Here is a 25,108-nt window from a genome sequence, read left to right on the forward strand (position 1 = left end):
AGCCGGCTTCCCGGGGCTGCCCATGCGCGCCTCGGGCATCGGCCGTACGCCCATGCGGGCGCCGTGGCGTCATCACATCGCCACGCCCGCACGCCGTAAGGCCGTCTCCCCCTTCACCGGGCCGCCCGCGCCCTCGCGCGCTCCGGCCCGGATCACGGATCCCGAGAAGGACACCAGGTGATCACCTCTGCCCTGCTTGACGCACCCACCAAGACGGACAAAACGGTATCGAGTGATGAGTCGATAACCGCCTGGGCACTCGCCGCCCGCGGCGGAGACGCGGACGCGGTCGAGCGGTTCGTCCGGGCCCTGCACCGCGACGTCCAGCGTTATGTCGCCCACCTGTGCGGCGACCCGCAGGCCGTCGACGACCTTGCCCAGGACACCTTCCTGCGCGCACTGAGCAGCCTCCATCGCTTCGAGGGCCGTTCCTCGGCGCGTGCGTGGCTGCTGTCCATCGCCCGCAGGGCCGTCGTCGACAGCTACCGGTACGCCGCCGCCCGGCCCCGGCTGTCCGACGTACCGGACTGGCAGATGGCCGTCGAACTGTCCCAGCCGCTGCATCTGCCGGGCTTCGACGACGGCGTCGCCCTGCTGGATCTGCTCGCCGCGCTGCCCGACGAGCGGCGGGAAGCGTTCATCCTCACCCAGCTGGTCGGCCTGCCCTACGCGGAGGCGGCCGAGGTCAGCGACTGCCCGATCGGCACGGTCCGCTCCCGCGTGGCCCGCGCCCGGGCGACCCTGATGGACCTGCTGCGCGAGGCGGACGAGCCCGCCGTCCTGGCGGCCTGAGCCCACCGCACGAGGGTGCCGGAGCGACCGCCCCGGCACCCCCGACGGCGCCTCGATCGGAGCGCGGACCGATGACCGGCGAGGAGTTCCGGCACGAGGTCCTGACGGCTTCCCCCGGCGGCATCCGGCCCGGCCGGGGCGGCTGTTCGGCGCCCATGCCCGTGGCCAGTTCGTGACCTTGTCGACAAGTCGGTATCGCTCCAACCTGTTCAAGGTCGACACCGACCCAAGGGGGGAACGTGCCATTCGGCCGAGGCAACAGGAAGCAGCTCCGCTCCATCACCGATCAACTCACCCAGATCACAACCGGCCTTGCCGCGCTCGAGCGACGGGTCACCGGCCAGCAGTACACCCTCGACCAGATGCAGCACGACACCAAGGCGCAGCCCGCGCACCCCAACGGTCAGGAGCCCGATCTCGACACGCTGCGGGCTGCGGCCGGTGTCTCCGCCGCCGTCCTGCACGCCCACCGGGACACGTGGGAGTTCGTCGTCAAACACGCCGGCGCGGACCAGCACTTCCATGTCCCCGGGAAAGTGCGTGAAGCCGCCGGCGTCGTCATCGTCCATGTGTCCGGGCCCAGCCTCGTCGCGATCCTCACCAGTCTCGGTCAGGTCAAGCAGGATCCGGCCGTCGGTATCGGTACCCAAGCCCTCGCCCACCACCTGCACCAGCGGATCAGCCGCATCGTCAAGGGCATCGCCGCCGATCCGGTGAGCGGCGACCAGGGCCGTCCCGCAGTGATTCGCATAGACGACCGGCCCAAGCCCCCGGAGAACGACGCTGCTCGCCCGTGAGAACGGACTGCCTCGGCCTCACGTCGCGGGCGTCGTGCCCGAGGACAGGACTCGTGCGAGCCAGTCGGTGCGGGTCCTGCGGGCCGTGGACGAGATGCGGGCCTGCGGGTACAGCGCGTCGAACCCGTGGAAGCCGCCTGCCCAGACGTGGAGTTCGGCCTGGCCGCCGGCCGCCCAGATGCGGCCGGCGTAGGCCGTGTCCTCGTCGCGGAAGACTTCGGCGGAACCGGTGTCGATGTAGGTGGTCGGCAGGCCCGAGAGGTCCTCGGCCAGCGCGGGCGAGACATACGCGGGTACCTCGTCGTCGGTGCGGCCGCCGAGGACGGCGCGCCATCCGAACTCGTTCATCTCACGGGTCCAGACACCGGGCACGTTCGCGTACTGGCGGCTGGAAACCGTGGTGTTGCGGTGGTCGAGCATGGGGCAGACGAGCAGCTGTGCGGCGATCACCGGGGTGTCGAGGTCGCGGGCGAGCAAGGTGACGCCGGCGGCGAGTCCGCCACCCGCGCTGGCGCCCGCCACGACGATCCGGGCGGGGTCGATGCCCAGTTCGGCTGCGTGTGCGGCGATCCAGAGCAGTCCCTGGTAGCAGTCGTCGACCAGAGTGGTGCCGTCGGCCTCGGGGGCGAGCCGGTAGTCGACGGAGACCACGACCGCGCCGAACTCGTCGAGCCACTCCAGCGGGATGTCGATCTGTGAGAAGCGGTCGCCCATGACCATCCCGCCGCCGTGCATCCAGTAGACGCAGGGTGCGCCGTCGGCGCGGTCGGTGGTCGCCGGGCTGAAGACCGACAGCGGGATCGGGGTGCCGTCCTGGGCGGGGACGGTGATCTCGCGCCGGTCGACCTGCCGGTGGGCGAGGAGGGTCTCGACGGGTGTCGACGGGAGCTTGCGCAGCTGGGCGAGTACCTCCGGGTCGAGCTGGGACATGAGGGGCATGTCGGCCAGGAGTTCGCGCAGTTCGGGGTCGAGGGCGGGGCGGGGCGTGGTCATGGTCGCTGCCTTTCGCGGGGCGGTGGCGGACGGTCGGGTGCGGAGGGGGGCCGCCTCGGCACGTACCGAGGCGGCAGAACTGGAACGCGGACAGTCCGGCGGGTCAGAAGGCGGCCTTGCCGCGGACCGGTACGTAGTCGGTGTACTCGGATTCCTTGGCCAGCAGCGGGGCGATCCGCGCCACGATGGCCTGGGCGGCTTCGTCGGCGAAGAGCCGGTGGTGGTCCTCCTCGCTGGTCCAGCCTTCGGTGACATGGACGACGTCGGGGTCGGAGGCGGAGCGGGAGACGAGATAGACGAGGCAGTGTGCGCTCGCGCCGGGGCTGCCTTCGTCCAGACCCGTCAGGAGCAGGTCGACCAACTGGTCGCCCATGCCGGGCCTGGCGGTCAGAGTGGCGTTGAAGCCGTACGTGGCGATCATGGCTCCTGCTTTCGCGGTGTTGGAGTGCGGTGACTCCATTCAACCGGCGTGACCTGCGGAGATGTTAGACCGATGCTCGCTGCTCCTTGCACGATCCTCGCGGCCGTGGGAGCCGACGCACGGAATGGTGCTGCAATGGACCCATGAGCCTCGACGAATTCCGCACCCTGCTGGCCCGGCATGCCCGGCCCGACTGGACCACCCCCATCGACGGCGTCCTCGTCTCGAAGGTCGACCGCGCCGATCCGCCGGCGCCCTCGATGTCGGGCACGGTCCTGGCGGTCATCGCCCAGGGCGCCAAGCGGCTCGCCCTGGGGGAGCGGGTGTACGAGTACGGGCCCGGGCAGTACCTGGTCGCCTCCGTCGATCTGCCTGTCACCGGTCAGTTCACCCGGGCCGACCCCGAGGAGCCGGCGCTGGGGTTCGGTCTCGTGCTGGAACCGTCCGCCGTCGCCGAACTGCTGCTGCAGGCCGGGCCCGGAGACACCCCCCGTACCGGCGGGACCGCGCCGTCGGGGATCGCCGTCAGCGACACCCCGCCCGCGCTGCTCGACGCCGTGGTCCGGCTGCTGCGCCTGCTCGACGAGCCGCGCGACCGGGCCGTACTGGCCCCGCTCGTCAAACGCGAGATCCTGTGGCGGCTGATCACCGGTGAGCAGGGCGCGGCAGTGCGGCAGCTCGGCCTGGCGGACAGCAGTCTCAGCCATGTGTCCCGGGCCGTGCGCTGGATCCGTGAGCACTACGCGCAGCCCTTCCGGGTCGAGGACGTGGCACGGATGTCCGGCATGAGCGTCTCCGCCTTCTACCGCAACTTCCAGTCGGTGACCGCGATGAGCCCCATTCAGTTCCAGAAGCAGATTCGGCTCCAGGAGGCCCGGCTGCTGCTGGCCACCCACCCGGGCGACGTCACGAGGGTCGGCCAGCGCGTCGGCTACGACAACCCCTCGCAGTTCAGCCGCGAGTACCGCCGCCAGTTCGGCGCACCCCCGAGCCGGGACGCGGCCCGGCTGCGGAGCGCCGCACACACCCCGGCGGGCGTCCTGCCCTGAGCGAGGGCTGCACGGCGGAAGAGGATCGTGCAGGAGCAAGCGAGGATAGTTCTACTATCTGTGCAGGTCAGAACGGTTCAATGGGATCACTGGTTCTCCCGCGGAGCAGGAAAATGCCTGTCCGTGTGCGCATCCCACATCCCGAGGGGCACAGCATGAAGACGGTTCTGATCACCGGTACCTCGTCCGGCTACGGGCGGGAGACCGCCCGCCACTTCCACGCCCAGGGGTGGCGTGTCATCGCCTCGATGCGCACACCGCGTACGGGCCTCCTGCCCGAGTCCGACCGGCTCCGCGTCGTCGAACTCGACGTGACCGAGCCCGAGTCCATCACCGCCGTGTTCGAGGCAGCGGGGCCCGTCGACGTCCTGGTGAACAACGCGGGCGTCCCGTCGATGGGTGTGCTCGAGGGCACCCCGATGGCCCGGGTGCGGGAAGTCTTCGAGACCAACACGTTCGGCGTGATGGCCATGACACAGGCGGTGCTGCCCCAGTTCCGCGAGCGCGGTTCCGGCGTGGTGGTCAATGTGACCTCCAGCGTGGTGCTGGGCCATATGCCGCTCTCGGCCGTCTACAAGGCGAGCAAGATGGCCGTCGAGGGGTTCACCGCCTCCCTCGCGCTGGAACTCGCGCCCTTCGGCGTGCGGGCGAAGACGGTCGAGCCGGGCGCCTGTCTGACGACGAACTTCGCGGCCAGGGCGACGAGCGGCGGGTCGCCGGACGAGCTGGTCCCGGCGCCCTACGCACCGTGGGCGAGGACGGCCATGGCCGGCTTCGCGGGCCAGGACCTGTTCACCGAGGAGAGCGACGTCGCCGAGACGGTGTGGCGAGCCGTGCACGACACGACCGGTCAGCTGCGGTTCCCGGCCGGTGCCGACGCGGTCTGGCTCGCCCAGGCCAAGTGATCGGCCAACAGGACGACGCCGCCGGCGAATTCACGGGAGCCCCCCGGGGCGCATCCGGTCACCGCGGCGTCCGGATGGCTGCGCCCATGCCCCGTGACTCGGCGACGGCTGTTGTCGCGCGCACCAGCGCGGCCACGCCACGGGAGCGGGAGCGCTCCGGCCAGGCGATGACCAGCGTGGCGGGCGGGCAGTCCTCGATGCGGACGTAGGCGACCCCTTGCCGGGGGTATCTGGCCGCGACGGACCTCGGGAGCACGGTCGTCGTCGCGCCGAGGCCGACGAGCGCGAGCAGCTGCGCGAGATCGTGCACACCGTGCTCGCCGATGTCGTGCTCCGCCCGCTCGTCGACCTCCTCCGGGCCGATACCGAGGTCGGCGAGCCGTACCCGGGAGGCACCGGCGAGGGCGTGGTCCGCGGGCAGCGCCGCCATACGGGGCTCCACCGCGACGACACCCGCGTCGATGCCGTCGGGGTCGTAGGGCCGGAACATCAGGGCGGCATCGGCCTCGCCCGTGCGCAGCAGCCGGGTGTGCTCCCGCCAGCCGCACAGTCGCACGGCGACGGGCTCGGCGTCGGGTTCGGCGGCCACGGCGGTGAGGATGTCCTCCAGCAGGCCCCCGTCGGCGTCCGCTTTGACGGCGAGCAGCACGCTGCGATGCGGTGCGGAGGCCCGTACGGCGCGGCGGACCGCCGCATCGAGAGCATCGAGGGCGGGTCGCGCCTGGGCGAGCAGGACCTCGCCGGGCCCGGTCAGCTCGACCACCCGCGTGGAGCGCTCGAACAGGCGGACACCGAGTTCCGCCTCAAGGTTGCGGATCGCGCGTGACAGGGCAGGGCCGACGATGCCGAGGCGCCCGGCGGCGCGCGTGAAGCTGTGCTCCTCCGCCACTGCGACGAAGTAGCGCAAGGGCCGGGACTCCACTGTCATGAGCCCACACTATGTCCCGTTCGGCATCAGATTGATGCCTTTCTGTTCATGGTCGGTGCCGGTTCGGTCATTCCGTGGGGCCCCGCTGTGCCCCCACGCTGGTGCGGTCGGCGGGCGGACGGCCCGCGGCGGAATGGAGAGAGAACCATGCGCGCAGTCGGTATCGAGCGCTTCGGCGGCACACCTCAGCTCATGCAGCTGCCCGTGCCCGAGCCCGGCAGCGGCCGACTTCAGGTCGCCATCGAGACGGCGGCCGTCAATCCGCTGGACCGGGCCATCGCCTCCGGATCGCTGGCCGGCCTCGGGGAGTACCGGTTCCCGCTCGCGCTCGGCATGGACGGCGCGGGCACCGTGATCGCGGTCGGTGACGGGGTCACCCGGTTTCGGGTGGGGGACCGCGTCTTCGGCCAGTTCTGGAGCCGACCACTTCAGTTCGGGACCTTCGCCGAGGTGAGCGTCGTGCAGGAGACGCCCGCGTTCGGCGCACTGGCGGCCGTCCCCGACGAGCTGCCGAGTCGCGAGGCCGCCGCGCTGCCGACCTCGGGCATGACCGCGCTCGGTGCGATCGATCATGCGCGGGTGCCCGAGGGCGGCACGGTGTTCGTCATCGGCGCGACGGGCGGGGTCGGCACCTTCGTGGTGCAGGCCGCGGCGGCCCGGGGGATCCGGGTGATCGCGACGGCGCCCGCCCGGCTCGCCGAGCAGGTACGCGGGCTCGGCGCCACCGAGATCGTCGTCCCCGGCGCACAGCCCTTCGGCCAGGCGCTGCGCGGGCCGGCGCCCGAGGGCGTGGACGCGGTCCTGGACCTCGTCGGCGACCGTTCCCTGATCGGCGGCGTGGCCGGCGCCGTCAGGGACGGGGGTGCGCTGATCTCGACCGCTTTCGGCCTGGACGAGCAGTTCCTCGCCGACGAGCGCATCCGCACCATGAACTACCGGCTCGACCGCAAGCCCGCACGGCTCACCGAGCTCACCGGGCTGGTCACGGCGGGCACCATCCGGCCGGTGATCGGCACGGACCTCCCTCTCGAGGAGGCACCGCGGGCCCTCGCCGGCGGCGTCGGGGCCACGGGGCTGCGCGGCAAGACCGTGCTGCACGTGCGCTGACCCCTGCGCGGAGCACGGTCCACGGCCGGTACGGGCGTGCGTCCCACGGCGTTTGGCCCGCCGCAGCGGGTGTGCATAGGCTCCGTGGAAGATCACGCGCCGGGGAGGCAGAGTGAAAGCGCAGGACGGCGGGCCGCAGGACGAGGGGCAGTTCCCCGACTGGTTCATCGAGAGCTTCGCCGACTACTGGCAGAGCATGGGGTCCTCACGCATCGAGGGCCGCATCGCCGCGTATCTGATGGTCAGTGATGCCCCCGGGGGCGTGTCGGCGGAGGAGCTGGCCGAGGCGGCCGGGGCCAGCCGCGGCTCGGTGTCCACGTACACCCGCAGTCTCATCGCGGCGGGATTCGTCCGGCTGGTGCGGCGCCCCGACGATCGCGCCCACTACTACGTCATGGACGAGGACGTCTGGGGCGGCTTCCTGGACAAGGAGCAGGGATACCTGCGCAGCCAGCGCGATCTTGCCGCGCGGGCGCTCGCCCGGACCAGTCCCGGCGGCCCCGCCCACCAGCGCGTCCGCAACACGCGGGACTATCTGAGCTGGCTGTTGGACGTCCAGCAACTGCCCCGCGAGTGGCGGCGCTTCAAGGCGGAGCGGGACGCCGGCCGGTAGCGTGCCGCGCCATGTCACCCGGGAGCCGCCCGTCGGGTGCGGTGCCGGCCCAGGGGCAGGACCAGGGGTGCGCCCGACACGGGGTCCTCGATGACCTCGGCGCGCAGCCCGAAGACGTCCGCCACGGTCTGCGGGGTCACCACCTCGGCCGCGTCGCCCGTGGCGTACAGCGTGCCGTCCTTGACGGCGACGAGGTGGTCGGCGTACCGAGCGGCGAGGTTGAGGTCGTGCAGCACCATCACCACGGTGGTGCCGCGGCTGTGGTTGAGGTCGGTGAGCAGGTCGAGCACGTCCACCTGGTGGGTGACGTCGAGGTAGGTGGTCGGCTCGTCGAGCAGGAGGACGTCGGTCTCCTGGGCCAGGGCCATCGCGATCCACACCCGCTGGCGCTGCCCGCCGGAGAGTTCGTCCACGGGCCGGTCGGCGAGATCCAGGACGCCGGTGGCCTCCATGGCCCGGGCCACGGCGGTGTCGTCGGCGGGTGTCCACCGGCTGAGGAGCGTGTGGTGCGGGTTGCGTCCGCGTGCCACCAGATCCGCCACCGCGATGCCTTCGGGCGCGCTCGGCGCCTGGGGGAGCAGGCCGAGGGCGCGGGCGACCTGGCGCGTGGGCGTGCGGTGGATGTCCTTGCCGTCGAGCAGCACGGCCCCGCGTTCGGGGGCGAGCAGCCGGGCCATGCCGCGCAGCAGTGTGGACTTGCCGCAGGCGTTGGCGCCCACGATCACGGTGACCTCGCCGGGCGGCACGCACAGGTCGAACGCGTCGACGACGGTGCGTCCGGCGTAGCCAAAACGGGCGCCGTCGACGACGAGGGTACGGGTGGGTGTCACAGGGCTCCTTGGGTACGGCGGGACCGGACGAGGAGCCACAGCAGGCAGGGCGCGCCGAGGGCTCCGGTGACGACGCCGACGGGGAAGCGGGTGTCGAAGGCGAACTGGCCGAGCAGGTCGGCGGCCAGCACGAGGGAGGCGCCGGTCAGGGCGGCGGGCAGCAGAGGTGAGCCGTTGCCGCCGGTCAGCCGGCCGGCGATGGGGCCCGAGAGGAAGGCGACGAACGCGATGGGACCGGCCGCGGCGGTGGCGAGAGCGGTCAGGCCGACCGCGCACAGCACGAGAGCCAGCCGGCCGGTCTCGACCCTGGTACCGAGGGCACGCGCGCTGTCGTCGCCGAGCTGAAGTACGGTCAGGGACCGGTTGAGCGACAGCAGAACGGCGGACAGCGGGAGCACCCCGGCGGCGAGCGGGGCCACGCCGTCCCAGAACGCGGTGCCGAGGCTGCCGGTCAGCCAGCGCATGGCTTCCTGGACGTCCCAGGCGGGCGCGCGCAGCAGCAGGTAGGAGACCATGCTGTTGAGCAGCGCGCCGACACCGATGCCGACCAGGACCAGCCGGGCGCCGAGCACTCCTTGCCGATAGGTGAGCAGATGGACGGCGAGTGCGACGGCGATGCCCGCAGGCACGGCGATCAGGAAGACGGCGGCGCCGCCGAGGCCGAGGACGACGATCGCGAACACGGCCGCGGCGCTGGCGCCGGAGGTGATGCCGATGACGTCGGGGCTGGCCAGCAGGTTCCGCAGCAGTGTCTGGAAGGTGGCCCCGGCCAGCCCGAAGGCGAACCCGGCCAGGGTGCCGGTGAGCGCCCGGGGCAGCCGCAGCCGCTGCACCGTGAAGGAGGCGCCGGGGATCCGTTCGCCGAGGACGACGCGCAGTACCTCGTCGGGACGGTAGAGGGTGTGGCCGACGCAGAGGCCGGTGAGGAACAGGCCGGCCAGCAGCACGGCCAGCGCGAGGACGGCCGTGCGTCTGCGCCGGATGCGACGCAGCCGGCCATGGCGGATCAGTTCGACGGAGGGCGCGCTCACAGGTCCCGGACTTTCTGCCGTCGGGCCACGGCGATGAACACCGGCGCTCCGATCACCGCTGTCACGATGCCGACCTCCATGTCTCCGGGGCGCGCGACGAGTCGTCCCGTCACGTCGGCGAGGGTCACCAGCGCCGCGCCCGTCAGGGCGGAGAACGGCAGGACCCACCGGTTGTCCGGGCCGGTGAGCAGCCGGACCGCGTGGGGCACGACCAGGCCGACGAAGCCGATGGGGCCGGCCGCCGCGGTCGCCGCCCCGCACAGCAGGACCGCTCCGGCGGCGGCGAACAGCCGGGTGCGGGCGATGCGTTCGCCGAGTCCGGCGGCGAGGTCGTCGCCGAGCGCCAGCGCGTTGAGGCCGCGTGCCGAGGCCAGGCTGAGGACGAAGCCGGCGGCCAGCAACGGCAGTACCTGGAGGATGCCGTCCGCCGAAGCGCCGCCGACCCCGCCGATCTGCCAGAACCGGAATGTGTTCACCACGTCGAGGCGTGGCAGCAGCACGGCGCTGACCAGCGAGGACAGCGCGGCCGTGACCATGGTTCCGACGAGCGCCAGCTTGACCGGGGTCGCGCCGCCACGGCCGCGCGAGCCGATGGCGTACACGGCGGTCGCCGCCGCTCCGGCACCGGCGACCGCGAGCCACACGTACTGTTCGGGTGTGCTGATGCCGAGGTAGGCGATGCCGCAGACGACTGCGAGTGCGGCGCCCGCGTTGACCCCGAGGATGCCGGGATCGGCCAGCGGATTGCGGGTGAGGCTCTGCATCACCGCCCCTGCGGTGCCGAGCGCCGCACCGACCAGCAGCGCGAGCCCGGTGCGGGGGACGCGCTGCCGGACGGCGGCCCGGGCGAGATCGCCGTCGCCCCCGTGGACGAGCGCGGCGATCGTGTCGCCGGGGGAGACCGTCCGGGCGCCGAGCATGACGGACAGCAGGGCGGCGACGGCGACGGACAGCACGCACACCGGCAGCCACAGCGCGGGACGGGAACGTGCGGTCATGGGAGGCGGGCGGCGGCGTCGGCGAGCAGCGTGGCGTACGCGTCGGTGGTGGCGGGGATGGTGAGCGCGGTGGGCGGGGAGAGCGCGGCAGCCAGCTCGGAGTTCTGCGGGATGACGACGACGGCACCCCTGGCGATGGCGGGGACGGTGCCGAGCAGCGGGTGCTTCTGGAGCCGGCCCAGGAGCTTGCCGTCGCCGTAGGTGACGATGAGGTCGACGTCGTCGAAGACATCGGCCCGCTCCGCGCTGAGCGTGGCGTAGAACTCGTCGGTCTTCGCGGAGAGGGCGGCGAGGCCGGCCGGGATCTTCATCCCGAGGTCGACGGAGAACTGGTTGCGCACGTCGTGGCTGGTGTAGTAGCCGACGGTGCTGAAGTCCTTGGGGTCGAAGTACCCCACCAGCGCGGTGCGGCCCGCGATCCCGGGGTGCCGTCCGACCGCCTCGTCGATGGTCTTCTCCAGGCGCGCGACGAGCGCGTCGCCCTCGGCGGACAGACCGAGCGCCCCGGCGTCCAGCCGGACGGTGTCCCGCCAGCTCGTGCCGAACGCCGTCCCGGGGTAGGCGACGGTCGGGGCGATCTCGCTGAGGGTCGTGTACTCGGCCTTGGAAAGACCGGAGTAGGCGGCGAGGATCACGTCCGGCCGGGTGTCGGCGATCGCCTCGAAGTCCAGGCCGTCGGACTCGTCGAACAGCGCCGGCGTGGTCTTCGCCTTCAGGTCGGCGAGCTTCTTCGTGGTCCAGGACAGCACGCCGTCGCCGTCCTGGTCGCCGTACGTCTGCCGGGGCATGCCGACGGGGACGACGCCGAGGGCGAGGGCCGTGTCGTGGTTGCTCCAGACGAGCGTGGCGACCCGCCGGGGCTTTTGGCCGATCACGGTCGTACCGAGGGCGTGCTTGATCGTGACGGGGAATCCGCCCGGCCCGTCGGAGGCGGCGGCGTCCGACGGGCCGGCCGACTGGTCGCTCGCGCAGCCCGCCAGGGTGACGAGGGCGGAGGCCGTGCACAGGGCCAGGAATCGTCTGCGGGACGGAGATCTCATGAGGGCATCCGGGGGTAGGGGTGAGGAGCGTAGGTGAGGCTAGCCTTACTTGGGCTCTGCTTTCAATTTTCTTGAAAGATGGCGACCGGGATCCGGGTCAATGCGAATTTTTCGGGCGTCAAGGTTATTGACGCCCGGGGGCTCCGGACCTACCGTTGCCGGAACGTTCCGGCAAGGTATGTGCCGGTGCCGCGCGCCCAGGTGCGCAGGCCGAACAGAAGCGGAGCAATCCATGGGCTCTTCCCCGGCTCTCCCCGCCCTCGGCTGGCTTGTCCGGCCGATGCCGCCGATCGACGAGGCCGCCGCGGCGGCGCTGCTCGCCGAGCGGTTCGGCGTGCGGGGTGTCCTGCGGGACCTGGGCAGCCAGCAGGACCGCAACTACCGGGTGCGCACAGCGACCGGCGACTATGTCCTCAAGATCGCGAATCCCGCCTCGGGTCCCGACGCGCTGCGCACCCAGTGCGCGGCGGTCGACCATCTGGCGGACGCCCTGCCCGGGCTGCGGCTGCCCCGGGCCCACCGGGGCGCCGACGGAGAGGTGGTCCAGTGGCTCACCGCGGAGGACGGCGACCTCGCCTGCCGGCTTCTCGACTACGTGCCAGGCGAGCCCATCATGGACAGCCGCCATCTCGCGCCGCCGGTCGTCGCCGGACTGGGAGAACTCGCCGGGTGCATCGCGGCGGCGCTGGCGGATCTGGCGGTGGTGGAGCAGCCCGGGCCGGGCCGGCTGTGGGATCTGTCCTGTGCGCCCGCCGTGATCGAGGCCCTGGCCCCGCGCCTGCCCGACCGGGCGCGCGCCGACCGCGTGCTCGCGGCCTCCCGGGCCGCCTGGGCGCTGGTGCGGCCGTACGCGCAGGCCCTGCCGGTGCAGGTGATCCACGGCGATGTCACCGACAACAACGTGGTCTGCGAGCCGGGCCCGGACGGCCGCCCGATGCCTGCCGGTGTGATCGACTTCGGGGACCTCGGCGCCGGCTGGACGGTGGCCGAGCTGGCCGTCACCTGTACCTCCGTACTGCATCACCACGGGGCCGGACCGGCGTCGGTGCTGCCCGCCGTCCAGGCGTTCCACGCGGTGCGCCCGCTCGGGGACGAGGAACTGGCCGTGCTGTGGCCGCTGATCGTGCTGCGGGCGGGCGTCCTGGCGGTCAACGGTCAGCACGACGCCCTCCTCGACCCGGGCAACGCCTACGCCTCGGCCGCCCTAGACCGTGAGTGGGCGATGTTCGAGGCCGCCGTGTCGGTCCCGGCCGAGGTGATGACGGCGCAACTGCGCCACGCCCTCGGCCGTCCGCCCGTGCGGACAGCGCCCGTGCCCGGACACCGGCTGCTGCCCGCGCTGAGCGGCGACGTGCCCGCGCTCGACCTGTCGGTGCACAGCGACGACCTGCACGCCGGCCGCTGGCTCGACCCCCACGCGCAACGCGCGCTCGCCGCCGATGCGCTGGCGGCGGGCCGGGTGGCGGTCCGGACCCGGCACGGCGAGTTCCGGCTGACCCGTACGGCGGTCGACACCCCGGACGCCCCCGCGACCTGCGCGCTCGGCGTCGAGGCGTACCTCGCCGAGCCGTTGGAGGTGCGGGCGCCCTGGGCGGGCACGATCACCCGGCATGCGGCGGACGGGCTGACGCTCACCGGGGACGGGCCGGACCTGGTCCTGGACGGTCTCGACGGCGCGTGCGAGCCCGGCCCGGTCGAGGCCGGCCGGCCGCTCGGCACGGTGGCCCGCCGGGACGGTGCGCATGTGCTGAGCGTCCAGCTCTCCAGGCTGTCGGGCATACGGCCGCCACGGTTCGCCCCTGCGGAACTCGCCGCGGGATGGACGGAGTCGTGCCCCGACCCGACCTCGCTGCTGACCGACGCCGACACCGACGCGGGCGAGGTGCGGCCCGACGCCCCGGGGACGCGGTTGCTGGAACGGCGCGACCGCTCCTTCGCCACCGTCCAGGAGCACTACTTCGCGGCTCCGCCCCGGATCGAGCGGGGCTGGCGGCAGTATCTGGTCGACGCCGAAGGCCGCGGCTATCTCGACATGCTCAACAACGTGACCATCCTGGGTCACGGCCACCCCGCGCTGAGCGACGCCGTGCACCAGCAGTGGCAGCGGCTCAACACCAACTCCCGTTTCCACTACGCCTCGGTGGTGGAGCTGTCCGAACGCCTCACGGAACTTCTGCCCGCCGACCTGGACACCGTCTTCCTGGTCAACAGCGGCTCCGAGGCCGTCGATCTCGCGCTGCGACTGGCGTGGGCCGCCACCGGACGGCAGGACGTGGTCGCCGTCGAGGAGGCGTACCACGGCTGGACATACGCGAGCGACGCCGTCTCGACCTCCGTCGCCGACAACCCGAACGCCCTCTCGTCGCGCCCGAGTTGGGTGCATACGGTGGCGGCACCCAACTCCTACCGGGGCCGCCACCGGGGCGCGGAGTCATGGCGGTACGGTCCTGAGGCCGCCGACCGGATCGCCCGACTCGTCCAGCAGGGAACCCCACCCGCCGCCTTCCTGTGCGAGCCGTACTACGGCAACGCCGGCGGCATGGCTCTCCCCGACGGCTATCTGAAGCAGGTCTACGAAGCGACCCGGGCGGCCGGCGGACTGTGCATCGCCGACGAGGTGCAGGTCGGCTACGGCCGCCTCGGATCGCACTTCTGGGGGTTCGAGCAGCAGGGCGTGGTGCCGGACATCGTGACCGTCGCCAAGGCGATGGGCAACGGACATCCCCTGGGCGCGGTGATCACCCGCCGGGAGATCGCCGACGCCTACCGCACCCAGGGCTACTTCTTCTCCTCGGCCGGCGGCAGCCCGGTCAGCTCCGTGGTCGGCCTCGCCGTCCTCGACGCCCTGCGTGACGAGGAACTCCAGGCCAACGCCCGTGATGTGGGGCGGCATCTGAAGGACCGCCTGCTCGAACTGGCCGAGCGTCACCCGCTGATCGGCGCGGTGCACGGCTCGGGCCTGTATCTGGGCGTCGAGTTCGTGCGGGACCGTACGACCCTGGAACCGGCGCGGGAGGAGACGGCCGCGATCTGCGAGCGGCTGCGTGAACTCGGCGTGATCGTGCAGCCCACCTCGGACCGGCAGTGCGTGCTGAAGATCAAGCCGCCGCTGTGTCTGAGCCGCAAGAGCGCGGACCTGTTCGTCGCCGCTCTCGACGACGTACTGACCCACGGATGGTGACCTGCGATGTCGTCTAGGATTCCGGTTGTGCCAACCGGACCCGACACCCCGCCCACCATCGCCGACGTGGCGCGGGAGGCGGCGGTCTCCAAGACCACCGCGTCCGACGCGCTGCGCGGACACGGACGGGTCTCGGAGCCCACGCGCCGGGCGGTCCTGGCCGCGGCCGAACGCCTCGGCTACGCCCCCAACCGCAGCGCCCGCAGTCTGCGCACCTCGGTCACCGAGACCATCGCGCTGCACATCCCGGAGTTTCTGACCAGCGCCGAGTACTACATGTCGTTCGTGTTCGGCGTCGCCGAACAGGCGGCCCGCGCGGGTCTGAACGTCACGCTGCTGTCCTCCGGGCACCTGCCGCACCGCGGGACCGTCCCGCAGGTGGACGGACTGGTGCTGTGCGACCCGGTCGCCGAGGACCCGCTGGTCGAGCAGTTGATGAACAGCGGACTGCCCGTGGTCACGGCCGAGCGCTACGTCGGGGACAAACAGCCCACAGGGGTGATCTGGTCCGACCACGAGACCTCGATGACCGAACTCCTGGACCACCTGTACGACAGCGGTGCGCACTGCCCGGCCTTCATCGCCTCCGACACCACGTCCGACTGGTCCACCACCCTCCAGCGGACACATGCCCGTTGGTGCCGGGACCGTGGTGTGCCGAAGCTCGACCACGGGGCACCGTTCGGTTCCGCTCCGGATGTGCTCCGGGGCGTCGTACGCGACATGCTCGCCGAGACGCCGCGGATCGACGCCGTGGTGTGTGCGGCGGACGGTGCCGCCGCGGCGGTGCTCCCCGAACTGCGCGCCGCGGGACGCACGGTGGGCCATGACCTGCTCCTGGCCTCCTGTGTCGACAGCACCGCCATGCGGACGGCGGAACCTCCGATCACCGCGGTCGATCTCCGGCCGCGCGCCATGGGCGCCGAATGTGCCCGACTGCTCTGCGAGATCCTTTCCGGCGAGACGCCGCGGGGCACCGTCCGTACCCTCCCGATCGATATGAACATCCGGGCGTCAACGCGCCCGTGACGCGGCTGTAAAAAGCGTCGAACACAGCTGTTTCCCGAGTGCTTGCAAGGCCCTCGGGTATTTCCAGGTGCGCAGCTGAAAGCGCCGCTCGGACACTTGGTTTCAATCAAGTTCTTTATTGTCCCGGTTCATTGACACGAAAGAGCTTCGGGGCTAACTTCACTGCACATGCCGGAACGATCCGGCAAACGTCCTGGAAAGGAGGAGCGGGAATGCGAAGATCAGCGATCATCGTCGGGTGTTCCGTCGCTCTGTCGGCCGCCGTGACATCCTGTTCCGCACCCGCCGCGACCGACACGGCCGCAGGGCAGAAGGCCCCGAAGTCCGGCTATCTCGCCACGTCCGACGCGTCCTTCAAGGGCAGCGGGCCGCTCACCGTGCAGCTCGACTACGACACCGTGGAGGCCGGCGGCCTCGACCCGCAGACCGCCGCCACCGCCCGGTCCTGGTCCATCGAGTCCCTGGTCTACGAACCCCTCGTGACCATCGGCCCGAAGTTCGAGGTCGAGCCGCTGCTGGCCAGTTCCTGGAAGCAGCCCAGCGCCACCGAGTACGTCTTCACCCTGCGCAAGGGCGTGAAGTTCGGCAACGGACGCGCCCTCACCACCGCCGATGTCGTCGGCAGCCTCCAGCGGCTGCTGAAGTCCAAGGCCGCGTACGCCGCCCAGCTCGGCCCGGTGAAGTCGGTGACCGCCAGCGGCCCGGACCAGGTCACCGTCCGGCTCACCAAGGCATACACCCCGTTCCTCGCGGCGCTCGCCAACACCCCGGCCGCGATTCTCCCGATGAAGGAGATCGACGACGGCTCGCTGGATATCAAGAAGGAAATGCTGGGCACCGGTCCTTTCGTGGTGAAGGATCACAAGCAGGACCAGTACTGGAACTTCACACGTAATACCTCTTATCGAGACGCCGAGAACGTCCGCATCAGCGATCTGAAGATCGAGATCGTGCCACAGGAAGCGGCCCGTCTCGCGGCGCTGCGCAATGGAAGCGCGGCGTTCGTGAACTTCAACAACATCGATTCCATGGACCAGTTGACCGGTACCCGGGACGCCGAGGCGGTGAGCCAGACCAACAGCGACTTCTACTACCTCATCCAGAACTCGAAGAACCCCGATTCCCCGCTGGCCGACCAGAAGGTCAGATTCGCGCTCAACAGCGCGCTGAACCGCAAGGAGATCGCCTCGGTCGCCCTCGGCGGCCAGGGCCGGCCGACCGGCGTCACTCCCAGCGTGCTGCCCGGCGCGTGCGACCCCGCGAAGCTGCCGGCCGCGACCGCCAGGTCCGCGGACCCGGCCGCGCTGAAGAAGGCGGGAACGCTGCGGCTCGCGGTGTACACCTCCGAACCCGCCGTCGGACAGATCGCCCAGGTGATCCAGCAGCAGCTCGCCAAGGCCGGCGTCACCGTCAAGATTGAGAAGTACGACGACACGACGTTCAACAGCAAGGTGTTCGGCGCGAAGCCCGACTTCGACCTGGCCATCGGCTGGTTCGCCGGATACGTGGACGCCTCCATGGTGTCCCGCTGGTGGAACCCGGTGCAGGCAGGTTTCTCCAGCACCTTCCTCAACGACGACAAGACCCTCGACGCCCTGATCGACGACGCCGGCAGCGAACCCGCCGGAGCCGACCGCACCAAGACACTCGCCGAGCTGTGCGCACGCGTGGACTCCGGCGCCCAGATGCTGCCCCTGGTGACCCGCCCGTCCGTCGTCGGCTACCGCACCGACCGGGTGAGCCCGACCCTGCGCGCCGCCGAGGGCTACGGGAACATCCTGCGGGACATCGCCCACTACACGCTCCCGGACGCGAAGTAGCCCGCCATGGACCACATCCGCTGGCTTCTGGGCCGTGTCGCCACCGCCGCACTCACCATGTTCGGGGTGTCGGTGCTGATCTTCGCCGCGGTCCGCGCGATGCCCGGCAGTTACACCGAACTGGTCCTCGGACCGCTCGCCACCCAGGCGGAGAAGGCGTCCGCCGCCGCCAGGTTCGGGCTCGACCGGCCCGTGGTGGAGCAGTACTGGCACTGGCTGAGCAACGCCGCCACGGGCGACTTCGGCACCTCGCTGGTCACGCGGGCCCCGGTCGCCGCCGAGTTCGGCGACCGGCTGCCGGTCACCGTCACCCTGACCGCGCTGGCCCTCGCGCTCACCGTGCTGATCGGCATCCCGCTCGGCGTGTACACCGGGACGCGGGACAGCGGCGGGCGTGGGGGAGTGCTGGGCCGGCTGGTCAGCGCCTTCGGCATGAGCCTGCCGGAGTTCGCGCTCGGCAGCCTGGTGGTGTTCCTGTTCACGCGCTACCGCCTCGGCCTGACCGTCGGGAACTACGTGCCCTGGTCGCAGGACCCGCTCGGCTCGATCGGCTCGCTGTTCCTGCCCGCCTGCGTCCTCGCGGTGTTCTGCGTCGCCGCGACCGCCCGCACCACCCGTGACGCCGTTCTCGGTGTGCTGGTGGAACCGCACATCGCCGCCGCGGTCGCCCGGGGCGAACCGAAGGGATTCATCGTGCGCCACCACGTCCTGCGCAACGCGTCGGTCCCCGTCCTCACCCTGGTGGCCACCCTCAGCGCCTATCTGCTGGGCGGCGCGGTCATCGTCGAGCGCCTGTTCAACGTCCCCGGGCTCGGCTCGTACGTCGTGGACGGGCTCGACCGCCGCGACTACGCCGTCATCCAGGCCGGAGTGCTGCTCGCGGCGGTCGTGTTCATCGCGGCCAACCTGCTGGTGGACCTGGTCAGCGGACTGATCGACCCGCGGATCAGCGTGCTGGCGAAGGGGGCGGGGTCATGAAGGCCACAGCGGTCCGGGTCCGTCGAGCGCTGGCCATGAGGTCCGGCGACGGGCTCCTGCGCGGCGCGGTCTGGGTGCTCCTGGCGCTGGTGCTCGCGACCCTGGTGGGCCAGCTGACCGGGGCCGGCGGACGGCCGGACGCGATCGTGGGCCCCCGGCTGCAACCGCCGGGATCCGGCTGGCTCCTGGGCACGGACAACCTGGGACGCTCGCTGCTGCCCCGCCTGCTCCAGGGCATCGGCACCACCCTCCTGCTGTCCACCCTGGCCGTCGCCTGCACCGCGGTGATCAGCACGGCTCTCGGTGTCGTCGCCGGCTACCGGGGCGGCCGGACGGCGGAGCTGATCCTGCGGATCGGGGACGTGCTGTACTCCTTCCCCGCGATCGTGCTGGCCGTCCTGGTCGCGGCCGTCCTCGGACCGGGCCGTACGACGGCGCTCGCCGCGATCGTCCTGGTGACGGTCCCGCTGATGACCCGCATGGTCGGCGTCGCCGCCCGCGCGGTCGCCCGGCGCGAGTTCGTCACCGCCGCGCGGATCAGCGGCGTAAGCGCCCCGACGATCATGCTCCGGCACATCCTGCCCAACGTCGCCGGCACCGTCGCCGTCCAGGGCACGTACGCCCTGTCCGTCGGCATCCTCGTCGAGGGCGGCCTGAGCTTCCTCGGCTACGGCGTCCAACTCCCGGACGCCTCCCTCGGACTGCTCATCCAGGAAGGCGGCCTCTACATGGTCGGCGCCCCCTGGCTGATCGTCGCACCCGGCGTCGTCCTGGTCGCCGCGATCATGGCGATCAACCTCGTCGGGGACAGCCTGCGCGACCGATTCGAACCGCGAGAGACGAGGTCGCTGGTATGACCGTCGGGACACCTCCCTTGCTGGTGATCGACGACGTCGTCACCGAGTACCGCACCGCCACCCGGGTCGTCCGCGCCCTCGACGGTGCGAGCCTCACCGCCGGGCGTGGCGAGACCGTCGGCATCGTCGGCGAGTCGGGCTCGGGCAAGTCGACCCTGGGACTGCTCACCGGGCGTCTGCTGCCGTCCGGCACCCGCTGTCCGCGCGGCCGGGTCCTGGTCGACGGCGAGTCCGTACTGGATCTGCCACCGGACCGCCTCGCCCGGCTGCGCCGCGAGCGCCTGGCCTTCGTACCGCAGGACCCGATCGGCGCGCTGGATCCGACCCTGCGCATCGGCAGGCAACTTCGCCTGGCCCTGCGCGACACACCCGCCGACCTCGCCGCCCTGCTGGAGCAGGTGCGCATCCGCGACCCCGAACACGTGCTGCGGCTCTACCCGCACCAGATCTCCGGCGGTATGGCCCAGCGGGTCGCCGTGGCGATGGCCATGGCCCGCAAACCGGCCCTGCTGATCGCCGACGAACCCACCGCCGCCCTGGACAGCCAGGTGCGCGAGGAGGTGCTGCGGCTGCTGTTCACCCTCGCCGCCGAGAACGGCACGACCGTGCTCTGGCTCAGCCACGACCTGGGCGGAGTGGCCCGCTGGTGCGCGCGCATCGCGGTCATGTACGGCGGCCGGGTCGTCGAGGACGGCACCACCGCCGAGGTCCTCAGCGCACCCCAACACCCCTACACGGGTGCCCTGTTGGCAGCCGACCCGGCCCGTGCGAAGGGCGGCACCCGGCTGCTGACCATCGGCGGCACCCCGCCCGTCCTCAGCGACGACCCGCAGGGCTGCGTCTTCGCCCCGCGCTGCGACTCGGCGGGCGAGGACTGCCCGGCGGTCCGCCCGGCACCCCGCACGGTCGCCGGCCGGACGGTGCTGTGCCACCACCCGGGCGGGACACCCGAAACCGTGCCGGCGCGGAAGGAGAGCGCCCGATGAGCGAACCGGTGCTCGAACTCGACGACGTCCGTGTCGTCTTCAAGCGTGGCCGAGGCCACACGGTGACCGCGATGGACGGCATCAGCTTCCGCATCGCCGCGGGCGAGACCCTCGGCCTGGTGGGCGAGTCCGGATCCGGCAAGACGACCACCGGAGCGGTCGCCCTCGGCCTGCGCCGGCCCACCTCAGGAACGGTCCGCTTCCTCGGCGCCGCCCAGGGCCGCCGGCGTCCTCGCGGTGCCCGCGCCGGAGCGGTCCAGGCCGTCCTGCAGAATCCCCACTGGTCCCTCAACCCCCGCCTGGCCGTGGCCGATTCGGTGGCCGAACCACTCGCCGCCGTCGAGGCCGGCCGACTGCGCACGCACCACCCCGCGGCCTTGCGCATCCTCGACCAGGTCGGCCTGCCCGCCTCCTTCGCGCAGCGGCTGCCGCACGAACTCTCCGGCGGCCAGCGCCAGCGCGTGGCCATCGCGCGCGCCCTGATCACCCGGCCGAGTTTCATCGTCTTCGACGAGGCGGTCAGCGCCCTGGACGTCTCCGTCCAGGCGCACATCCTCAACCTGATCCACGACCTGCAGACCGAACACCGCTTCGCCGCCCTGTTCATCTCCCACGACCTCGCCGCGGTGCGCTATCTCGCCCACCGCGTGGCGGTGATGCGCACCGGGCAGATCGTCGAACTGGCCGACGCCCACCGCTTCTACACCGCTCCCCGGCATCCCTACTCGCGACAGCTCCTGGAGACGCTATGACGACGACCGACCACACGGGACGTTCCGGCCGGACCATCCCCGCCCCGTCCTTCGGGCCGGCCAAGAGCAATGACGACTTCCACCTGGTCCCCAGGCCGAGCCCCGGACAGGGCACCGTCGCCTTCGACTTCCCCGGTGTGGAGGTCGGCACCGCCGAGTACCCGGAGGGCCCCACCGGCACCACCGTCGTGCACGTCCCGGCCGGTGCCCGGATGTTCATCGACGAACGCGGCGGCGCCATCGGCCTGTCCTACGGCGACAAGCAGTACGCCCACGCCATCTGCCTGTCGGGCGGATCCCTCTACGGGCTCGGCGCGTGTGCCGGAGTCGCCGACGAACTGCGGACCCGGGTGGACAACCGGGTCGGCTGGAACGACCTGAAGTGTGTGTCGGGCGCGATCATCTACGACTTCGCGGCCCGCGACACCGCCGTCGTGCCCGATGCCGCCCTCGGCCGGGCGGCCCTCCGCATGGCCGAACCGGGCCGGTTCCCCGTCGGGCGGGCAGGCGCCGGGATCAGTGCCTCCGTCGGCAAGATCGACTGGTCCCGCTGCGAGTTCGCCGGCCAGGGCGCCGCCTTCCGGCAGATCGGGGACATCAAGATCCTCGCGGCGACGGTGGTCAACGCGGTGGGCGTCATCGTCGACCGTGACGGCACCGTCGTGCGCGGCAACCACGACCCCGCCACCGGCACCCGCCGGCTGCCCCACCTCGACTACCAGGACGCGTTCGCGGGCGACGGCCCCACCACCATGCACGGCAACACCACCATCTCGGTGCTGATCACCAACGTGCGGCTCGACGACCGGGCCCTGGAGCAGCTGGGCAGACAGGTGCACGGCTCGATGCACCGGGGCATCCAGCCCTTCCACACCAACCTCGACGGCGACACCCTCTTCACGCTCACCACCGACGAGGTCGACCTGCCGACCACCCCCTCGCGGATCGGCGCCAGCGCGCTGAACTCCGCGGGACTCGGCTCCGTCGCCGCCGAGGTGATGTGGGACGCGATCCTGTGCAGCGCCCGGTGATCGCCCGCCACCACACCGACACCGCCGACCCCGCGGCCCGCGGTCACGCCCTCGGCACCGCCGACGGACCACGCATACGGGCCGGTATCGCCGCATACCAGGAGCTCTTCGAGGCCGTACAGGTCGATCCGGATCTGCTGCGCCCGTACGGCGAGCAGGCGGCCGAGGAGATACGCCGCTGGGCACCCGCCCTGCACGAGGAGCTCGCGGCCCTCGCCGGGGCCGCCGGCGTGGACCTCTGGCACCTCGGCATGCTCAACGCCCGCACCGAGATACTCGCCACCGTCGGCGCCACGGCGGAGGGCGAGTGCTCGACAGCCGTCTACATCGGTGGCGCGGGTGCCCCGCACACCATTCAGACCTGGGACTGGCACGAGGAGTTCACCGACACCAAGACCCTCGCCCGGCATCCGGCGGCCCGGGTCGGCGAGGTACGGACCTTCACCGAAGCGGGCATCCTCGGCAAGATCGGCCTCAACTCGGCAGGACTCGGGCTGCACTTCAACATCCTCAGCCACACCGCGGACGGGGCGCGCATCGGCGTGCCCGTGCATGTGGTGGCCCGCCGGATCCTGGACGAGGCGGCCACCCTCGCCGAGGCCGTCGACCTCGCCCGCTCGGCGGAGGTGTCGGCGTCCACCGTGCTGACCGTGGTCACCTTCGACGGCCGGGACAGCGACGGCGTGTGCATCGAACTCAGCCCGGCCGGCACCGCCGTACTGCCACCCGACGCCGACGGCTACCTCCTGCACACCAATCACTTCCTCGACCCCCGCCTGGCCGAAGGGGAGCTGGCGGCCCCCACCGGCAGCACCTACGCACGGCTCAAACACCTGGCCGCCCGCAGGGAGCTCCTCGCCTCCCCCGATCCGGCCGACTGGACCGAACTGCTGCACGCACACGAGAGCGACGGCGCCCCCGTGTGCTGCCATCCGCAGCCGGGACTGCCGTTCCACCAGCAGTGGCGGACCCTGCTGACCGCGAGCCTCGATCTGGCGAGCGGGCGGCTGCGATGCCACGACGGCGGACCGTGCACAGCGGGGGAGGACACGTCGTGGGAGTACTTCTGACCCCACGTCTCGAAGCCGTCCACCGCTACCCCGTCAAGGGCATGATGAGCCAGCCGCTGTCCGACACGGTGCTCACGCCGGGGCAGGGACTGCCGCTGGACCGGCTCCTCGCGCTGCACGGGGGAGCCGTCCGCAGCAGCCCCGACCCGAACGGCTGGCTGCCCAGCGAGGCCCTCCTGTGCCTCAGGCAGACCGCCGCGCTCTCCCTCCACCGGCTGACGGTGGAGGAGGAGGGCCTGGTGCTCACCGCGCCCGACGGGCGGCGGCTGCGGATCGGACTGGACACCGACGGCCGTCCGCGGCCGGGCGATCTGGCCGAGGCCGACGAGGCGATACGGCACTGGTTTCCCGCCGGGCCGCTCGGCCCCGTCCGGTTCGCGCACCCCGGAGCGGCGCTGTGGGACTGGCCGGACGCCGCCTTGTCGATCATCAACCTGGACACGGTGCAGGCGCTGGCGGAAGCGGCCGGGATCCCTGTCGACCCCGGCCGCTTCCGGGCCAACCTGTATGTGTCCGGACTCGGCGCCTGGCGTGAACTCGCCCTGCCCGGTCACCGTGTCCGGCTGGGCGAGGCGGAACTGGAGATCACCTTCCCCACCGAGCGCTGCCGGGCCACCACGGTCCGGCCCGGCGCCGGAGTCCGTGACCTGAACGTCCCCGCGCTCCTCGCCTCGCATTTCGGACACCTGTACTGCGGGGTGTACGCCCGGGTCGTCCGCGGCGGCCGCATCGCGGCCGGCGACCCGTTCCATGACCTGGGGCCGGGCACCGCACAGACGCCGCAGCGAGCACAGCGCGAGGCGTCCCGCTACGCGGCACGGCTGGCCGCACCCGGCCGTCCCCGCCACGCCGAGCTGATCCGGCGTACCGAGGAGAGCCCCACCGTCACCACCCTCGCCTTCCGCGACCCCGCCGGCGCCCGATGCCGCCCGGGTCAGCACCTGCGACTCCATCTCACCGACGAGAACGGGCCGTTGTGGCGCTGCTACACCGTCACCGGCGCGGCGGTCACGGAACTGCGCATCAGCGTCAAGCGGGTGCCGGGCGGCCGGATGTCGAAGCGGCTGCACGCCCTGAGAACCGGTTCCCGGGTCCTGCTCTCCGGTCCCTACGGCGAGGGGCTCACCGGCCCCGACCCGCGTCGCCCGCTGCTGCTCGCCGTCGCGGGGATCGGCATCACCCCGGTGCTGCCCATCCTGCGCTCCCTGCTGGACACCGCCCCGCAGCGGCCGGTCACCGTGCTCAACGTCGTCCGGGGTGCGGCGGAGACACCGTTGTGGGACGAGGTCACCGAACTGCTGGCGAAACTGCCGAACGCGACGGCGCGCCTGCATGTGACGGGCCCCGGCGAACGCCCGCCCGAGGGCGCGTTCGCCGGCCGCCCCGGCGCCGGCCTGCTGCGGGCGTTGGCGGCAGCGGGAACGGTGGAGGCGTATGTGTGCGGCCCCGAGGGCTTCGTGGACGGCGTCCGCACGGCACTGCTGTCCGCCGGAGTCCCGGCCGCCGCCATCGTCGACGAACGCTTCCGCTCCCCGCGCCCGGTGTCCCTCGTCGAGCAACCGCCGCCTTCCCCGGGCCCCTTCACCGTGCACTACACGGTGAGCGGCACGCGCACCACGTGGACCGCGGACAGCGGCACGCTCCTCGACACGGCCGAAGGGGCCGGTCTCCGGCTGCCCTCGGCCTGCCGGTCGGGGGCGTGCGGCGCCTGCCGCCAGCGGGTCACCGGCAAGGTCGCCCACCTGAGCGAACCGGCCGTACCGGTGGACGACGGCCAGGCGCTGCTGTGCTGCGCCGTCCCGGTGGCCGACCTGGAGGTGCACGCGTGAGGGCCGACGGGAGGCGATCCCGGCCCCCGCTTGTCGCTTGCCTCCGTGCCCGGCGCGCCGTGCGTCATGGC

General features: G+C 72.1%; 23 protein-coding genes. 16 read left to right on the forward strand and 7 right to left on the reverse strand.

Annotated features, from left to right (window positions below):
- The first annotated feature begins 177 nt into the window (after positions 1-177).
- Positions 178-792 carry a sigma-70 family RNA polymerase sigma factor gene (locus CTZ28_RS15400; RefSeq protein ID WP_121889959.1) on the forward strand — a complete coding sequence of 205 codons (615 nt, stop codon included), beginning with the start codon at positions 178-180 and terminating at the stop codon, positions 790-792.
- Between the two features lie 239 nt (positions 793-1,031).
- A complete protein-coding gene (locus CTZ28_RS15405) occupies positions 1,032-1,589 on the forward strand; it encodes a hypothetical protein (RefSeq protein ID WP_121889960.1) in 558 nt (185 codons plus the stop codon).
- A gap of 18 nt (positions 1,590-1,607) precedes the next feature.
- On the opposite strand, the gene CTZ28_RS15410 is transcribed toward CTZ28_RS15405, so the two are convergent.
- Together CTZ28_RS15410 and CTZ28_RS15415 are read right to left on the reverse strand one after the other, a co-directional pair.
- The gene (locus CTZ28_RS15410) at positions 1,608-2,582 is read right to left on the reverse strand and encodes an alpha/beta hydrolase (protein WP_121889961.1); all 975 of its coding nucleotides are present in this window, start codon (positions 2,580-2,582) and stop codon (positions 1,608-1,610) included.
- A 103-nt stretch (positions 2,583-2,685) separates the two neighbouring features.
- Positions 2,686-3,003: a putative quinol monooxygenase gene (locus CTZ28_RS15415; RefSeq protein ID WP_121889962.1), complete on the reverse strand. Its 318-nt coding sequence runs from the start codon at positions 3,001-3,003 to the stop codon at positions 2,686-2,688.
- A gap of 143 nt (positions 3,004-3,146) precedes the next feature.
- Here CTZ28_RS15415 and CTZ28_RS15420 point away from each other — a divergent pair, with 143 nt between their 5' ends.
- A complete protein-coding gene (locus tag CTZ28_RS15420) occupies positions 3,147-4,052 on the forward strand; it encodes an AraC family transcriptional regulator (protein WP_121889963.1) in 906 nt (301 codons plus the stop codon).
- A 155-nt stretch (positions 4,053-4,207) separates the two neighbouring features.
- Positions 4,208-4,957, forward strand: a complete 750-nt coding sequence (locus CTZ28_RS15425) for an SDR family oxidoreductase (RefSeq protein ID WP_121890124.1) — start codon at positions 4,208-4,210, stop codon at positions 4,955-4,957.
- Between the two features lie 58 nt (positions 4,958-5,015).
- Here the strand turns inward: CTZ28_RS15425 and CTZ28_RS15430 are convergent, their stop codons facing one another.
- Entirely contained in the window at positions 5,016-5,879 is an 864-nt protein-coding gene (locus tag CTZ28_RS15430; protein ID WP_121889964.1) for a LysR family transcriptional regulator, read from the reverse strand.
- Between the two features lie 153 nt (positions 5,880-6,032).
- Here CTZ28_RS15430 and CTZ28_RS15435 point away from each other — a divergent pair, with 153 nt between their 5' ends.
- On the forward strand, positions 6,033-6,992 hold the full coding sequence (locus tag CTZ28_RS15435; protein ID WP_183154412.1) for an NADP-dependent oxidoreductase: 960 nt from the start codon (positions 6,033-6,035) through the stop codon (positions 6,990-6,992).
- Positions 6,993-7,104: 112 nt separating this feature from the next.
- The gene (locus CTZ28_RS15440; protein ID WP_220795336.1) at positions 7,105-7,605 is read left to right on the forward strand and encodes a GbsR/MarR family transcriptional regulator; all 501 of its coding nucleotides are present in this window, start codon (positions 7,105-7,107) and stop codon (positions 7,603-7,605) included.
- A gap of 14 nt (positions 7,606-7,619) precedes the next feature.
- Here CTZ28_RS15440 and CTZ28_RS15445 read toward each other — a convergent pair whose 3' ends face one another.
- From CTZ28_RS15445 to CTZ28_RS15460, 4 genes are read right to left on the reverse strand one after another with little or no spacing between them, the layout of a single operon-like run.
- On the reverse strand, positions 7,620-8,435 hold the full coding sequence (locus CTZ28_RS15445) for an ABC transporter ATP-binding protein (protein WP_121889966.1): 816 nt from the start codon (positions 8,433-8,435) through the stop codon (positions 7,620-7,622).
- Positions 8,432-9,466 (reverse strand): FecCD family ABC transporter permease, encoded by a 1,035-nt coding sequence (locus CTZ28_RS15450; RefSeq protein ID WP_121889967.1) that lies wholly within the window; start codon positions 9,464-9,466, stop codon positions 8,432-8,434. Before CTZ28_RS15450 ends, CTZ28_RS15445 begins: the two co-directional genes overlap by 4 nt.
- Positions 9,463-10,464, reverse strand: coding sequence for a FecCD family ABC transporter permease (locus CTZ28_RS15455; RefSeq protein WP_121889968.1), 1,002 nt, complete (start codon positions 10,462-10,464; stop codon positions 9,463-9,465). The genes CTZ28_RS15450 and CTZ28_RS15455 overlap by 4 nt, the downstream gene beginning before the upstream one ends.
- A complete protein-coding gene (locus tag CTZ28_RS15460; RefSeq protein WP_121889969.1) occupies positions 10,461-11,504 on the reverse strand; it encodes an iron-siderophore ABC transporter substrate-binding protein in 1,044 nt (347 codons plus the stop codon). The genes CTZ28_RS15455 and CTZ28_RS15460 overlap by 4 nt, the downstream gene beginning before the upstream one ends.
- Before the next feature lie 232 nt (positions 11,505-11,736).
- Between CTZ28_RS15460 and CTZ28_RS15465 the strand changes: the two genes are divergently transcribed.
- The 10 genes from CTZ28_RS15465 to CTZ28_RS15510 all read left to right on the forward strand — a co-directional run bounded on the left by CTZ28_RS15465 (position 11,737) and on the right by CTZ28_RS15510 (position 25,037).
- Positions 11,737-14,685, forward strand: coding sequence for an aminotransferase (locus tag CTZ28_RS15465; RefSeq protein ID WP_121889970.1), 2,949 nt, complete (start codon positions 11,737-11,739; stop codon positions 14,683-14,685).
- A gap of 27 nt (positions 14,686-14,712) precedes the next feature.
- Positions 14,713-15,714 carry a LacI family DNA-binding transcriptional regulator gene (locus CTZ28_RS15470; RefSeq protein WP_259471636.1) on the forward strand — a complete coding sequence of 334 codons (1,002 nt, stop codon included), beginning with the start codon at positions 14,713-14,715 and terminating at the stop codon, positions 15,712-15,714.
- 212 nt (positions 15,715-15,926) lie between these two features.
- Positions 15,927-17,534 carry an ABC transporter substrate-binding protein gene (locus CTZ28_RS15475; protein WP_121889972.1) on the forward strand — a complete coding sequence of 536 codons (1,608 nt, stop codon included), beginning with the start codon at positions 15,927-15,929 and terminating at the stop codon, positions 17,532-17,534.
- A gap of 6 nt (positions 17,535-17,540) precedes the next feature.
- Positions 17,541-18,512, forward strand: a complete 972-nt coding sequence (locus CTZ28_RS15480; protein WP_121889973.1) for an ABC transporter permease — start codon at positions 17,541-17,543, stop codon at positions 18,510-18,512.
- A complete protein-coding gene (locus CTZ28_RS15485; RefSeq protein WP_121889974.1) occupies positions 18,509-19,369 on the forward strand; it encodes an ABC transporter permease in 861 nt (286 codons plus the stop codon). Before CTZ28_RS15480 ends, CTZ28_RS15485 begins: the two co-directional genes overlap by 4 nt.
- Positions 19,366-20,355, forward strand: coding sequence for an ABC transporter ATP-binding protein (locus CTZ28_RS15490; protein WP_121889975.1), 990 nt, complete (start codon positions 19,366-19,368; stop codon positions 20,353-20,355). The genes CTZ28_RS15485 and CTZ28_RS15490 overlap by 4 nt, the downstream gene beginning before the upstream one ends.
- The gene (locus CTZ28_RS15495) at positions 20,352-21,107 is read left to right on the forward strand and encodes an ATP-binding cassette domain-containing protein (protein WP_121889976.1); all 756 of its coding nucleotides are present in this window, start codon (positions 20,352-20,354) and stop codon (positions 21,105-21,107) included. Before CTZ28_RS15490 ends, CTZ28_RS15495 begins: the two co-directional genes overlap by 4 nt.
- Positions 21,104-22,138, forward strand: coding sequence for a P1 family peptidase (locus CTZ28_RS15500; protein ID WP_121889977.1), 1,035 nt, complete (start codon positions 21,104-21,106; stop codon positions 22,136-22,138). The genes CTZ28_RS15495 and CTZ28_RS15500 overlap by 4 nt, the downstream gene beginning before the upstream one ends.
- Entirely contained in the window at positions 22,108-23,208 is a 1,101-nt protein-coding gene (locus tag CTZ28_RS15505) for a C45 family autoproteolytic acyltransferase/hydrolase (protein ID WP_220795337.1), read from the forward strand. Before CTZ28_RS15500 ends, CTZ28_RS15505 begins: the two co-directional genes overlap by 31 nt.
- A complete protein-coding gene (locus CTZ28_RS15510) occupies positions 23,193-25,037 on the forward strand; it encodes an MOSC domain-containing protein (RefSeq protein WP_183154413.1) in 1,845 nt (614 codons plus the stop codon). The genes CTZ28_RS15505 and CTZ28_RS15510 overlap by 16 nt, the downstream gene beginning before the upstream one ends.
- Positions 25,038-25,108 lie beyond the last annotated feature (71 nt).

This window comes from Streptomyces shenzhenensis, assembly GCF_003688995.1.
Taxonomy (GTDB): domain Bacteria; phylum Actinomycetota; class Actinomycetes; order Streptomycetales; family Streptomycetaceae; genus Streptomyces; species Streptomyces shenzhenensis_A.

Excerpts from the sequence above, each read along its gene's own strand:
- CTZ28_RS15410 (WP_121889961.1), bottom strand. The coding sequence starts at position 2,582 with ATGACCACGCCCCGCCCCGCCCTCGACCCCGAACTGCGCGAACTCCTG.
- CTZ28_RS15415 (WP_121889962.1), bottom strand. The coding sequence starts at position 3,003 with ATGATCGCCACGTACGGCTTCAACGCCACTCTGACCGCCAGGCCCGGC.
- CTZ28_RS15420 (WP_121889963.1), top strand. The coding sequence starts at position 3,147 with ATGAGCCTCGACGAATTCCGCACCCTGCTGGCCCGGCATGCCCGGCCC.
- CTZ28_RS15425 (WP_121890124.1), top strand. The coding sequence starts at position 4,208 with ATGAAGACGGTTCTGATCACCGGTACCTCGTCCGGCTACGGGCGGGAG.
- CTZ28_RS15435 (WP_183154412.1), top strand. The coding sequence starts at position 6,033 with ATGCGCGCAGTCGGTATCGAGCGCTTCGGCGGCACACCTCAGCTCATG.
- CTZ28_RS15455 (WP_121889968.1), bottom strand. The coding sequence starts at position 10,464 with ATGACCGCACGTTCCCGTCCCGCGCTGTGGCTGCCGGTGTGCGTGCTG.
- CTZ28_RS15460 (WP_121889969.1), bottom strand. The coding sequence starts at position 11,504 with ATGAGATCTCCGTCCCGCAGACGATTCCTGGCCCTGTGCACGGCCTCC.
- CTZ28_RS15465 (WP_121889970.1), top strand. The coding sequence starts at position 11,737 with ATGGGCTCTTCCCCGGCTCTCCCCGCCCTCGGCTGGCTTGTCCGGCCG.
- CTZ28_RS15475 (WP_121889972.1), top strand. The coding sequence starts at position 15,927 with ATGCGAAGATCAGCGATCATCGTCGGGTGTTCCGTCGCTCTGTCGGCC.
- CTZ28_RS15480 (WP_121889973.1), top strand. The coding sequence starts at position 17,541 with ATGGACCACATCCGCTGGCTTCTGGGCCGTGTCGCCACCGCCGCACTC.
- CTZ28_RS15485 (WP_121889974.1), top strand. The coding sequence starts at position 18,509 with ATGAAGGCCACAGCGGTCCGGGTCCGTCGAGCGCTGGCCATGAGGTCC.
- CTZ28_RS15490 (WP_121889975.1), top strand. The coding sequence starts at position 19,366 with ATGACCGTCGGGACACCTCCCTTGCTGGTGATCGACGACGTCGTCACC.
- CTZ28_RS15495 (WP_121889976.1), top strand. The coding sequence starts at position 20,352 with ATGAGCGAACCGGTGCTCGAACTCGACGACGTCCGTGTCGTCTTCAAG.
- CTZ28_RS15500 (WP_121889977.1), top strand. The coding sequence starts at position 21,104 with ATGACGACGACCGACCACACGGGACGTTCCGGCCGGACCATCCCCGCC.